This window comes from Pseudoalteromonas luteoviolacea DSM 6061 (assembly GCF_001625655.1).
In the GTDB taxonomy this organism is placed as follows: domain Bacteria; phylum Pseudomonadota; class Gammaproteobacteria; order Enterobacterales; family Alteromonadaceae; genus Pseudoalteromonas; species Pseudoalteromonas luteoviolacea.
The window spans coordinates 67,700-79,732 of the sequence record NZ_AUYB01000102.1 but is presented as its reverse complement, the minus strand read 5'-3'; the positions used below and the strand labels follow the sequence as shown (position 1 = coordinate 79,732).

The 12,033-nt window shown below is 41.7% G+C and carries 11 protein-coding genes; 3 read left to right on the top strand and 8 right to left on the bottom strand.

Annotated features, from left to right (window positions below; all coding sequences use genetic code 11):
* Positions 1-18 precede the first annotated feature (18 nt).
* Complete coding sequence (locus N475_RS25175) at positions 19-216, bottom strand: DUF1289 domain-containing protein (protein WP_081215973.1); 198 nt, start codon at positions 214-216, stop codon at positions 19-21.
* A 293-nt stretch (positions 217-509) separates the two neighbouring features.
* Between N475_RS25175 and N475_RS11305 the strand changes: the two genes are divergently transcribed.
* Both N475_RS11305 and N475_RS11300 read left to right on the top strand, forming a co-directional pair.
* The gene (locus tag N475_RS11305; RefSeq protein ID WP_063357777.1) at positions 510-1,943 is read left to right on the top strand and encodes an MATE family efflux transporter; all 1,434 of its coding nucleotides are present in this window, start codon (positions 510-512) and stop codon (positions 1,941-1,943) included.
* A 76-nt stretch (positions 1,944-2,019) separates the two neighbouring features.
* Positions 2,020-3,363 carry a serine hydrolase domain-containing protein gene (locus tag N475_RS11300; protein ID WP_063365303.1) on the top strand — a complete coding sequence of 448 codons (1,344 nt, stop codon included), beginning with the start codon at positions 2,020-2,022 and terminating at the stop codon, positions 3,361-3,363.
* Positions 3,364-3,422: 59 nt separating this feature from the next.
* Here the strand turns inward: N475_RS11300 and N475_RS11295 are convergent, their stop codons facing one another.
* Positions 3,423-4,367: an endonuclease/exonuclease/phosphatase family protein gene (locus N475_RS11295; protein WP_063357779.1), complete on the bottom strand. Its 945-nt coding sequence runs from the start codon at positions 4,365-4,367 to the stop codon at positions 3,423-3,425.
* 181 nt (positions 4,368-4,548) lie between these two features.
* A complete protein-coding gene (dld, locus tag N475_RS11290) occupies positions 4,549-6,261 on the bottom strand; it encodes a D-lactate dehydrogenase (RefSeq protein WP_063365302.1) in 1,713 nt (570 codons plus the stop codon).
* A gap of 205 nt (positions 6,262-6,466) precedes the next feature.
* Between dld and N475_RS11285 the strand changes: the two genes are divergently transcribed.
* Positions 6,467-6,853 (top strand): hypothetical protein, encoded by a 387-nt coding sequence (locus tag N475_RS11285; RefSeq protein WP_063357781.1) that lies wholly within the window; start codon positions 6,467-6,469, stop codon positions 6,851-6,853.
* Positions 6,854-7,044: 191 nt separating this feature from the next.
* Here the strand turns inward: N475_RS11285 and N475_RS25455 are convergent, their stop codons facing one another.
* The 5 genes from N475_RS25455 to N475_RS11260 all read right to left on the bottom strand — a co-directional run bounded on the left by N475_RS25455 (position 7,045) and on the right by N475_RS11260 (position 11,965).
* Positions 7,045-7,335 carry a GNAT family N-acetyltransferase gene (locus N475_RS25455; protein WP_155730932.1) on the bottom strand — a complete coding sequence of 97 codons (291 nt, stop codon included), beginning with the start codon at positions 7,333-7,335 and terminating at the stop codon, positions 7,045-7,047.
* Positions 7,336-7,372: 37 nt separating this feature from the next.
* Entirely contained in the window at positions 7,373-8,011 is a 639-nt protein-coding gene (locus tag N475_RS11275) for an NAD(P)H-binding protein (RefSeq protein ID WP_063357782.1), read from the bottom strand.
* A gap of 309 nt (positions 8,012-8,320) precedes the next feature.
* Positions 8,321-9,223: an ABC transporter ATP-binding protein gene (locus tag N475_RS11270; RefSeq protein WP_063357783.1), complete on the bottom strand. Its 903-nt coding sequence runs from the start codon at positions 9,221-9,223 to the stop codon at positions 8,321-8,323.
* The gene (locus N475_RS11265; protein WP_063357784.1) at positions 9,220-10,029 is read right to left on the bottom strand and encodes an ABC transporter permease; all 810 of its coding nucleotides are present in this window, start codon (positions 10,027-10,029) and stop codon (positions 9,220-9,222) included. Before N475_RS11265 ends, N475_RS11270 begins: the two co-directional genes overlap by 4 nt.
* A 124-nt stretch (positions 10,030-10,153) precedes the next feature.
* Positions 10,154-11,965, bottom strand: a complete 1,812-nt coding sequence (locus tag N475_RS11260; protein ID WP_063357785.1) for a M2 family metallopeptidase — start codon at positions 11,963-11,965, stop codon at positions 10,154-10,156.
* Positions 11,966-12,033 lie beyond the last annotated feature (68 nt).

Genomic DNA, 12,033 nt, shown 5'->3' with positions numbered 1-12,033 from the left:
ATCGAGAAATCGGGGATTTTATTTTGACCGGGCCTCCTTTCTATATTCACAACGGGCTAAAATAGTGAGTTTCTCTTGGTTACTTTTGCTACCCCAACCAACAATTTCATCGATACTACGCAGGCACCCAACACAAACGTCTTTGTCGTCAAGACAGCAGTTTCTAACGCAAGGGGAAGGGACTTCAGACTGTTTCTCTATTGGTTTTTGGACCATTTTTACTACTTACTCATATGCTCATCACGTTAATTATGACCACTTTGGTGAGGACTTGAAAGTCGCTATTTAGGCTGAATTTCAAATAATGAATATGTGCATACAAAATGTTCTAGTGCATTCACAATTTCTTACTAAATTTTAGTAATTTGTGGCTCATCTCATCACAAAGGCAGTTGGTCGAGTATACGCAGAGTTTGGAGGAACTCTTCTTATCTGTGCCGGTCTGTATTGATTACGGACTGCAAGAAACTTAATTGCCAACATAAATAGCAGGGAGTAAGCCGTACACTATGACATGTAAAGCCCCAGAATATAATAACCCTACGTCAGTTGAAGTTTGCCAGAAACAGCGTAAAAGGGCGGTCCGTAAGCGCTGGATCTTAACCGGCACAACTAGTGCAGTCCTCAGCCAGCTTACAATACCAATGCTATTTGCTATCTTGGCTTTGTTTGGCGCTGATTTAATCGAGTTATATTTTGCATCACGTCTTGGAGTTGAAGAGTTAACAGCAATGAGCTTTACCTTACCAATTCAGGCTACGCTTTTTGCGTTTGCGATAGGGCTTGGAATTGTAGTCGCTACAAGGTTAACGCAAGCTCGAAAAGTCGAAGAATTGGCCGCGGTTAGTTTGGTGTTTACGGCGATAGTTGGTTCTTTGTTGGCGCTCGTTATATGGTTCAATTTATTACCTATTTTGAATTTGCTCGGGTTTGATGAATATTCAGCGCAACAATTACAGGTTTGGCCATCTCTAAAGGCTTATATGCAATATAGATTGACTGCTGTCGTATTTTTCTTCGTTGTTATGGTAGTTTTTGGGGTATTACGGGCATTTGGTAATATGCGAGCAGCTGCGTGGCTGTTGGTTACCTTTTCGGTAACACAAGTTTTACTCAGCGCGTTATTGTTCTCCCCTTTTACGCAAGGTTTACTTTTAAGTGGATTAGAAAGACTTGGGATTGCACATTTGCTAGCGGCGATTATAGGCTTTCTATTTTCTATCTACTTACTTGTAGTCAAAGAAAATATTTCAATTAAAGTGAACTTACTTTCGCAGCAAAGCCGTCAGGCATTTAAGTGTTTGATGCGGTTATTAATTCCAGTGGTTGCCATACAGCTGCTTACTCCTATCGCACAATCGCTATTAATGGGAATCGTAGCGACACAAGGCAGTGACGCTGTAGCTGCATATGGAGTGGTAATACGTTTGGAGCCCATTGCACTATTGCTACCAATGGTATTAACAACCTCATTGCCAATTTTCGTGGGCCAAAACTGGGAGGCAAAAAAGGCTCTTAGGGTAAGAAGGAGTATAAAGCTGGCAATGCTTGCCTGCATTGTTTGGCAGTTAGTGGTTGCGTCTGTGTTGTTTCTCGGGGCAGACTTTCTCAGTGGTGGGTTTTGTAAACAACCAGATGTGAAAGATGCTATAAACCTTGCTGTATCTGTCTTACCGATATCCTACATTGCGTTAGCTGGAGTGATGCTATACGTAAGTTGTTGTAATGCAATCGGGCGTAGTGGCTTAGCTTTGAATTTTAGCATCGTGAGGCTTTTCGTATTTTCGGTACCTAGTGCATTTATTGGGTCTTATGTCGCGGGTTTTAGTGGTGTTGTGTGGGGGTTGTCCTTGGCAAATTTTGCACTAGGAGCGTGTTTAATCCTGTATACAATAATGCGTAAACAGCCGGACTCACTCGCAAAAAGGCCTGTACTTAACTAGGTAACCAGACAGCCGTTTTGTGTATTTATTGTTTAGTTATTCGTCATAAACTTCGACAATAACTAAAGGAATAAATATGAAAAATACAGTGTTTGCTTTTGGGTGTGTTGCATCTGCGTTTGTCTTAACTGGTTGTAATTCAGATCCCAATGTACTGTTAGGGTACAGTGCCAACCAAATTTGCTCTCGACATTTTGTCTCAGGTGAGTCTATTGAGTTTATTCAACAACGAGTTATTCCTGAGGCACTTGCAGCATTACCCAAAAACCATGCTATCAATGTTGACACTAACTTAAAGCAGGTGTCAGTTACTGCACAGTTTGAAGAACAAAGTATTACCCGTACATCTCTCTTTCGAAGAGGGTTGGGTTGCACTTTGTTACACGACTTAACGCCTGCCGAACTCCTTGCACAAGCTGAGAATTTAGACCTACCAGAAGAACTTCCCAGTGTGCCTTTGCAACAAGCTATTCGCCAAGATATCTCGTTGAATAAGTTTTTTGCCAACAATCATCTAGATTACACATGGAGTGATAATACATTTGCTGTAGCAGTATTACATGAAGGCAAATTGGTCGCTGAAAAGTATGATGCATATCATGCTGGTGATACAAGAATGCTGAGCTGGTCAATGGCTAAAACTCTCACGGGGTTGCTGACTGGGGTATTAGAGCAACATGGAAGACTTGCTTTGGATCAGGAAGTTGATTATGGCGCACACACGATGTCGGTTAAAAATTTATTGAATATGAGTTCAGGAGTAAAATGGGCAGAAACACCAGATATACATGGATATGAAGATTTGGCACCAATGTGGTACCACACCGGAAACTCTGTTGAATATGTTTCTAAGCTGCCAGTGCAATACACTCCTGGCAGTAAGTTTGAGTATGCCACCGGTACAACTCAACTACTCAGCGATGTGGTAAAACAAGCCGCTGGTGGGGATATTCAATCACTGAACAACCTATACCAATCGCAGCTGTTTGCACCACTTGGAATTAACAATGCCATTGCAGAGTTTGACGAGGCAGGCAACCTACGTGGTGGAGCAAGAATGTTTTTGAGCATTCATGACTGGCTAAAAATAGGGCAGCTATTTATTCAGCAAGGGAATTGGCAGGGTAAGCAAATCGTTTCTCAAGCTTGGATAAAAGAAGTAATGATGGGCAAGGGGGTTGTTGACCATTATGGTGGGCAGTTATGGTTAAATGATCTGGGCTTTTGGCTACCTGCTTTGCCAAAAGACACAGTGTCGTTGCGTGGGCACCGAGGTCAGTATGTTGTGATTATCCCTTCAAAGCAACTCGTTGTTGCAAGGTTTGGCGCCTATGGCTCTGTTGTGAATCAGAACTTAGGGCTAGCGAACAAACGCTTATTTAAAGCCGTGATAGATGTAATAGAGCAAATCGAAAACTAATAAATGGAAGCAAGTATGCTGTGCAGTATGTACTGCACAGTCATCAGAATTAAAGTGTATTACTTTAAATCAAGGCTGAGTGCACAGTGATCACTAAGCATTTGTTTTGGTTCCATATTGTCGAAGTAATGAAACTGTGCACTGTTTTGCACATAATTGGACGCTAACGTGTTAGAAACTAATATATGGTCAATGGGTGCAGGATAATATGGGTGGCAACCAGTTAACATTAGATTCGCATTGAAAAACGAGGCTTTGGTGACATCGTTTGGTGCATTGTTAGCCAAACCGTTTGGATGGTAAAGATCGCGGCTAAAACGGTTGTATGGTGCAGAAAGTCTGTGATTAAAATCACCAAGCACAATAAAAGGAGCATTAGCCTGGCTCTTGTCTTCAACCCACTTGTCTAATAGTGGTATTTGCTTAGCCAAAAGCTTACATGAGTCTTTGTCTGAGCGACGATAGTCGTCTACAAAACAGCCACTCTTTAAGTGAACGTTTAACAGGCTAAGGGTTTCACCACGGTAGTTTAATTGTACTTCTAGTGCATTTCTCAGGCCCATTTTCAGATCGGAGAATTGTCTATGTTGCACAACTTGCTCTACAACAAGACTTTTTCTTACTGCAAAAGCAACTTTTTGTTGTGTAGATGTTAATCCGTTGCCTCTGCAAGTATAGCTTGGGCTATCTTTACGGTTTGAAATGATAAATTGCCATTGGTCTTTATCTAAAACAGTTTCAAGTGCTTTAATTGAGCCCACTTCTTGAAATGCTATGACATCTGCTTTTAGAGACTTAGCATAGGCTTGTAATTCAGTTAGCTCTTCGTTGCTTCTCGGTTTACAGCCTTCGGTATTTTTTGCCGCTAAATGCTCAATATTCCATGTTACAACACGCAAATTGTTTTCTTCTGGTGTTTTTTCTTTGCTTGGAGTTGTCGTGTTACAGGCAGCAGTCAACAAAGCACACAGTGCGATTGCACTTGTTTTGAAAGGGTGGTTCATAAGTTTTACAACACTTGAATTTTTCTAATAGCGTTATAGTGTATCAAAAATGTTTCAAATAGATTATATAAAAAATTTTATTTGTCGCGAATATTTGGGAATTGAACTCAGAAATTGGCGTTGTCATTCGTTGCAGCCTTACCGCAGTAATAATTTGCTGTGGTAAGGCTGAAATCGCATATTACTCAGAAGGTTCGTGCCAGTGTTTGCACTTACTTGTTTTGCCAATTCCAGGGTTAAATGAATTAGTTGGGTCTAGTTTTTTGTAGAATGATTTGAGTGCATCTTTTGCAAAATATTCATGGCCAACGTTATGCTCAGCAGGGTATTCCGCACCACGTTTATCAAATGTTTCGAGAATTTTGTTCTTCACTGCTTTGGCATCAACGCCTGGCTTCATGATGTAGTTTTGATGCATCACATGACAAAACAAGTGACCATAGTAAAGCTTTACCGCGATTTGGTCGTTAATTTCGGGAGGAAGTTGCTCAAACCAGTCTTGTTCGTTTCGAGGGAATGCAACGTCAATAGTCATGATTGCTCCCATTTCTTTACTGTTCATGGTTTGCATGCGGCCAATTGCGCCACCAGCTACAAAACGGTGTAAGATAGCTTTTTCACCTTCATCTTCAGTACATTCAAAATAGCTACCATCATTGGTTTTGAAAAACTCGTCAAAGTAGGCTTTTGCTTCCGCAACACCTGCATTACTCATTTCCACGATCCAGTGATGCTCGTAGCGGTCTCGGTAGGCTTCCATGCGTTTTGGAAGGTGGTTTGGCCATAAACAACTTAAATACTGCATAATACGATCAGAAAATTTGTTGGGTAAAAATTTAAAATTCTCTGCAATACGATCGACAGTTCGCTTCATGGCAAACATTTTAGGAATGTATTTTGAACCAAGTTTATCAATCACTAAAAACGTATCTTTACCATACTTCTTAGAGGCGTCATAACAGTCTCTATGCAAATATTCACCAGACACAGGCAGGTTATCAAACTTAGACAAGATATCTCGTCTAATCTGGGCGAGTACTGCTGGGTCGTTTGTGCCAACATAAAAAACTTGATGTTTTTCTGGTACAGGATAGGTATCTAGGCGTACAGCAAAGACAGCTAGTTTACCTGCACAACCTGAAGACTCGTACAATCTGCGGCCATCGTTATTAAATCGAGAGGGGGTATCAGCGTCTACGTCTCTAACTCGCTCATGATATTCATCGTCAGAAGCTCTAAGCTCTGGGAAGTGAACATCGGCGTCTGAATAGCTTTTGTTTTGAAGGTTAGTCAGGATTTCTTCAGGTGTTTGCCCTAAATTAATGCCTAAATTGTTGACCAATGATAATTTGCCCTGCTCGTCTATTTGAGCAAACAAAGACATTTCAGTATAGGCTGGGCCACGCTGAACGAGTGCGCCGCCAGAATTATTACAAATGCCGCCAACGATTGACGCGCCTATGCACGAAGAGCCAATCACGGAATGCGGTTCGCGACCATGAGGCGCAAGTGTATCTTCTAATCCAAACAGGGTGCTGCCTGCTAAGCCAACGATTTGCTTTGCATTGTCAATAAGCTGAATGTCATCGATGCGCATTGTACTGATAATGACTATAGGACGGTCATAGTCTTTGCCATCAGGCGTTGAGCCGCCCGTCAAACCTGTGTTGGCTGCTTGCATTATTACAATGACATCCGCCGCAACACACACTTCAAGTGCTTGCCAAATTTCTAACAAAGTTGCAGGTCTAATTACTGCTAACGCTTCACCAGAGCCAAACCTAAACCCTTTAGTATAGGGCTGTTTTTTGGTGTCGTCAGTCAGCACAAAGCTATTTCCAACGATAGATTTTAACTCTTGGATAAGGGTGTTATTTGAAGCGTTACTAGTCATGCTACTCTCTGAATGAATGTTAGTATGGGCATTGCTGATGAGGGTTTGGGTACTAGTATACCGTAAGCGGAGTGCCGAGTGAATCGAATGATTTGCATCTTAATTAGTATTTTATTCGGAACAAAATGAGCTAAATGAATAGTTTTGAAGGCAATCTCGCAGATTTGCTCTAAGCTTGATGCAACTACAAGGAGAGGACATCAACATGAGCATTGCATCTACAAAAATCACTTTTAATGTGCTAATTGCACTTAGCCTCACGCCGCTCACAGCGTGTGAGGGGAGTGCAAATGAGCAAGGTAACTCGCAGCAATCCGCGCAACTAGCCAGTCGGGGTGGATATACAAACTTGATGCTTGATACGCCGAAATATGTTGTAGGCGCTTGCGTTGAGGCTGGTTATCCAACTTTGAGAGATTCTAAAGTGTATTCGGAAAAAGAGTCCAGTGCCTGTTTAAGAAACCTCAGCCACCGTTATAATGCGGACACGCTAGCTTCAGCCACCAAGCTTCATTGGCGTGTTAAAGTCAAAAATCACGAATTTCAATGTACCTGCGCGGGTTATGTAAAAGATTTAACTCCAGCAAAGTAGTATGAGTGGTTTTATGTTTGCTTGTTTGAGCATTTTATATGCTTTAATTGCGTGGTCATGATAGTTTGCCTCAAACTCCATCGCAAACTCAAATCCATACTTCTTGTAGAGTTTTATTGCTGGCGTGTTCGATTTGCCACATTTAAACTGGCGGGGCCGTTTGCTAAGGACAATAAAGTTTCAAGCAATGCCTAACCGATACCATTGCCACGAAAATTGGGGTGAACGAATAGTGCGCGGATCTCATTGTGGCATATTGCACCAAATCCCATGATTTCTTTGTCCTCAATGATATAAATATTTGATTCTTTAAGCTCCGTTAGGCGTTTATGGTCGTTTTCCAATGGAATGAGTTTCAACTGCTGTTGCTCATTTCGTAATTCGTCCAATTTAGATTGGGCGTATATTTCAAAAGTAGCGACCCAATCACTGCTTGTCAGCGTTCTTACTTGCTTAATATAAAGGGTGAACCAAACTAGCAACTGAAGCTTAACGAACGCTTATTACCTGATAAAGGGTCTAAAACAACTCATCAAGTTTGAAAAAACATTTATTTTGTGGCGGCATTAAACTAATTTCCACCATTTTGGTGGCAACTTGGCTGCCTTTTATAGGTTTAAACTTGCGTAAACTAGGTAATTTACATAGAACAGGCAAAAAGTAGCTGCCTAGCGTTTCAGCGATACGTGTGTGATCACGTTGACCCAGTAGCAAAGAAGGCTGAATAATACTTGTTCTCTCAAAGTGGAGCTGTCTTATTTCGTCTTCCAATTGGCCTTTCATTTTTAAATATGGGCTGCGGCTTTTTCCATTTGCACCACTTGAGGAAACTAAAAGATAGTGTGCGACTTTGTTGCGCTTTGCCAATTGTGCAGCTTGTAGTTGATAATCAAAGTCGACGATGCGTTGTTTAGCAATTGATCCCGCTTGTTTTTTAGTAGTTCCCAAGCAAGAGAAAAGAATGTCCCCTTGGAAAACATCAGCATGGTTTTCTAATTGTTCGAAATTAACCACTGCGTTGGTCACCTTAGCAGAGCCAAAATCAACGGGTCTGCGCGTTACAGCAACCACTTTGCTAAAGAGAGAATGATGCTGCAGCTGCTCAACTAAATGCTTACCAATAAGACCTGTGGCACCCAGCACGATGGCTGTTTTCATACTATGTAACCTTTGAAGTTATTATTTAAAAATGGGAAACGTCACAACAAAGATAATACCTACAGCTTTCTACTAAATAAAGATACTTTAAGTGAAACCAAATACGGAACTAGCGTGCAGTATATTTGAGTTGTGCTGTGAAAAAATAGGACTGATAGTGGTAATTAATGGGGGATAGTTCACACTAAGTTGATGAATCGGCTTGGAATAATACATATTCACAGGTAAAGGGCAAGATTTGTTGCCCCTAACCAGTTAGCTAAGTCGGCTTGCACGCGCTCCCAATGCTAAAGCGCGCACAAGTCTGAGCTAATCTACAAATAATTGATTTTCCAAAGTTCGCCCATTGACAATTTGCTTATACGTCCATTGATTTTTATGTATTAAGGTCAGTAGAGACAAATCTAGAGGCTCTGAATACTCTGTATATTCGATAACGAGTTCGTCCGATTGTGTTTGTTTCACATTCGTTACGCCTTTAAGCTGTGCTATTTTTTGACTCATTTCGTCATTGAGGTTGAGCATTTGCAAGGTGATGTAGCTGCCTTGTTGAGTTTGGTGTAGATCACTCTGGTGGCTGCTCAGTTTGCCTTGTTCCAAATAGAGCACGGTGTCACATAATCGCTCCAGTTCGCTTAAGTCATGAGAGCTCAAAATGAAGGTGATCTGGCCTTTGAGAGAAGCAATAAGGTTGCGAATTGCTTTGGCATTTTTGGGGTCCAATCCAGCCGTGGCTTCATCGAGTAATACAATTTCAGGACTACCTAATAAAGCCTGTGCAATACAAACTCGTTTGCGCATACCATGTGATAATTCGGATGTTTTTGATTGAGCCACTTGGGATAAGTCTACAAGCTCTAGAACGCGCTGAGTATCTGCTAATGCAGTTTTTTTATCCATCCCTTGAAGCTGGGCAAAAAAACGCAATTGCTTCTCAACAGAAAACTTTGGATCCAGCTGGGCGTCTTGTGGTAGTGCGCTTAGTTTATTAAATAAAGGGGCGCTTCTAGGGTCATGGCCAAGAATATTAACTGTGCCGCTGTTTGGCTTTAAGTACCCGCAGATGATACTAAATAATGTCGTTTTACCCGCGCCATTTGGACCGACCAAAGCAACTGTATTGCCTTGCTCAATTTTAAAATTGACATCAGATAGCGCACGTTTCGAGCCAAAGTTTTTTGCCAGCGCGTTTACTTCAATCACTGTATTCATAGGTCACGCTCCCGCAAAATAAATTGGCTAACACCAAGCAATGCTATCGCTTGTATAATTGGAATTAATAAAGAGAGGTTAGAGTTATTTTGCCAGCCAGTTACATCAGCAATATGATGTCCAGGAATAACATAGTTTAGGAATGCAAACATTGGGTAAACATCCCCAATATATGTAATCACCGATGCGATAATGGTGAAGAACAAAATCGCGAAAACAATGCTCATACGTGCTGAATTAGTCACCAAATTAAGTAAGCTCATGAGGGCGATAAATGGTAAACAGGTAATCAATAACTTAGCCCAAATTGCTAATGTTTTTGGTAGACCTGAACTGACTAAGTCAAGTTCTCGCATTCCCATCATAGCTAACGTAGCGACACATACTAAGCCAATTAAGGCAGCCAAAATTAAGACCTGTCCGAAAAAACGTCCAAGTAACAACTCAAACCTCGTACTTCTTAATGTTAAAAACCTAACAGTGCCACGATTACGGTCCTCAACAGTTTGGTCTGCGGTCACAAAGACAGAAAACATTGGAAAGGTGAAAAGTGCTATAACCCAGAAAATGGCGAGTTCGGCTTCTGGCCATGAAACGAGGTTGTACAGTCCAACAGTGCCAGCCAACTGACTAACAAAACCTTCAAACTCTGAGCTATTCAGAAAAGGAACCGCGTTGTAAATCGGGTAACGCAGCACCATAAACCACACTAACGAGAATGCGGTAACGGCTAGCCAGCCACGTTTTGTGGCAAACAAGCGAGTAAGTTCAAACTGGCTATACAGCCAAGTACGATTTAGATTCATGTGTTCTCCTCTTGATATCAATACATTAGCGGTATTTTTACAGAGCAGGAAGAAAAAAAGTGTTGCAAGATATGGCGAATGAGAAATAGTGCAGCGTTAAGCTGCACTATTTAAAAGTACGAGATTACCAACCACACTGACGGTTTTTGTTTTGCTCGTCTAGGTAAGCTTGAAGTGGCGCGAAGTAGTCAAGAATCGCTGTCGCATCCATCTGTTTGCTACCAGTTACCGTTTCAAGTGCCTCTTGCCATGGACGACTGCTACCCATTTCTAGCATTGTGTTTAAGCGCTCGCCAGCTTCTTTTGAGTTGTAAACCGAGCAGCGGTGAATTGCTTCTTTACTACCTGCGATTTCACATAGAGATTTGTGGAACTCAAACTGTAGAATATGCGCTAGGAAATAACGTGTATATGGAACGTTGCCTGGTACATGGTATTTCGCACCTGGGTCAAAGTTATCCTCTGTACGCGCAACAGGAGCTGTTACACCTTGATATTTCTCACGAAGTTCCCACCAAGCTTGGTTGTATTGCTCTGGGCTGATTTCGCCGGAGTAAACTTTCCAACGCCATTGATCCACTAACAAACCAAATGGAATGAAAGCAACCTTATCCATCGCCATTTTCATTAGTAAGCCGATATCTTTTGACTCATCAGGTACTTGCTCTAATAAGCCAATCTCTTTTAAATATCCTGGTGTAACCGATAGTGCAATAGTGTCACCAATCGCTTCGTGGAAGCCATCATTTGCGCTTTCTTGATAGTAAAGAGGCAGTTTATTATATGCACGCTGATAGAAGTTGTGACCTAGCTCGTGGTGAATGACTGAAAATTCTTCACCTGTTTGCTGGATACACATCTTGATACGTAAGTCGTCTTTGGAATCAAGGTTCCAAGCTGATGCATGACATTGAACGTCACGATCTTTCGGTTTTAGGAATAGAGAGCGCGTCCAGAATGTTTCAGGTAGAGGTTCAAAGCCCATAGAAGTAAAGAACTTTTCTGCACCTTTGGTCATCTTAATTGCATCGTAGTCATGCTTTTTGAGCAGCTCGGTAAGGTCGTAACCTGGATCTGCATTCTCCGGTGCAACTAGGTCGTAGATATTGCCCCAAGATTGTGCCCACATGTTGCCTAGTAAGTGTGCCGGAATAGGCTGATCTTGAGGAACCTTGTCTTCACCATATTTTTCGCCTAGTTTTGCGCGAACATGGCAATGTAATGAATTATATAGTGGTTTTACCTGGCCCCAGATACGATCAAGTTCTTTTGCGAAATCGTCTGCTGGCATGTCGTATTTACTGCGCCACATTGCTCCAGTATCAGCATAACCAAGCTCGTTAGCACCTTCGTTCGCTAAAGAGACCAAATCCTTATACAGTGGGCGCATTGGCTTAGATACTTCACGCCAACCTTGCCAAATATCTAGAAGTTCCTCGTAATCACGACTGGTTGCCATTTTGGCTGTCATATCACCTAGGCTAAGGCAGGTGCCTTCTTTACAGTATTTTCCTTTGCCATATAAACCATCTAAATCGGCTGAAAGTTTTGCAAGATCAGCTGTTTTAGCCGGATCTTTTGGTGCTGGAAGTGTTAAGTTTAACTTTAACTTATCTAGCTTACGACGATTGTCATAGCTTAATTCTAGGTCATCAAATTTTGCTGCTTCGTTAGCAAGCGCTACAAGTGCCGCTGTATATTCTTGACCTACTTCAGCAGAAAGCGCTGCTGTATCTTCAGTAATGAAGTTAGCGTAGATCCAAGCTGCACGGGAGCTTCTTGTAGTTAAATCTAGAAGTTGTTCTTCAGCCTTAACTAAAAAAGCTTCTGCGTCTTTTTCAGTTAGCTTTTCGCTTGTTGTCGAGTTACAGCCACTCAGAGAGAGTGCCCCAGCTACGAATATCGCGCTTAGGCTGAGTTTAAATTTTGCTGACATAATTATTCACTTATTGTTATAGAGAGCAGCGATAATAACAGTCTCTTGGCATCCCCTCAATCATCTAA

Bases quoted from the DNA above. Each gene is read 5' to 3' on its own strand.
- N475_RS25175 (WP_081215973.1), bottom strand. From the start codon at position 216: ATGGTCCAAAAACCAATAGAGAAACAGTCTGAAGTCCCTTCCCCTTGC.
- N475_RS11305 (WP_063357777.1), top strand. From the start codon at position 510: ATGACATGTAAAGCCCCAGAATATAATAACCCTACGTCAGTTGAAGTT.
- N475_RS11300 (WP_063365303.1), top strand. From the start codon at position 2,020: ATGAAAAATACAGTGTTTGCTTTTGGGTGTGTTGCATCTGCGTTTGTC.
- N475_RS11295 (WP_063357779.1), bottom strand. From the start codon at position 4,367: ATGAACCACCCTTTCAAAACAAGTGCAATCGCACTGTGTGCTTTGTTG.
- dld (WP_063365302.1), bottom strand. From the start codon at position 6,261: ATGACTAGTAACGCTTCAAATAACACCCTTATCCAAGAGTTAAAATCT.
- N475_RS11285 (WP_063357781.1), top strand. From the start codon at position 6,467: ATGAGCATTGCATCTACAAAAATCACTTTTAATGTGCTAATTGCACTT.
- N475_RS11275 (WP_063357782.1), bottom strand. From the start codon at position 8,011: ATGAAAACAGCCATCGTGCTGGGTGCCACAGGTCTTATTGGTAAGCAT.
- N475_RS11270 (WP_063357783.1), bottom strand. From the start codon at position 9,223: ATGAATACAGTGATTGAAGTAAACGCGCTGGCAAAAAACTTTGGCTCG.
- N475_RS11265 (WP_063357784.1), bottom strand. From the start codon at position 10,029: ATGAATCTAAATCGTACTTGGCTGTATAGCCAGTTTGAACTTACTCGC.
- N475_RS11260 (WP_063357785.1), bottom strand. From the start codon at position 11,965: ATGTCAGCAAAATTTAAACTCAGCCTAAGCGCGATATTCGTAGCTGGG.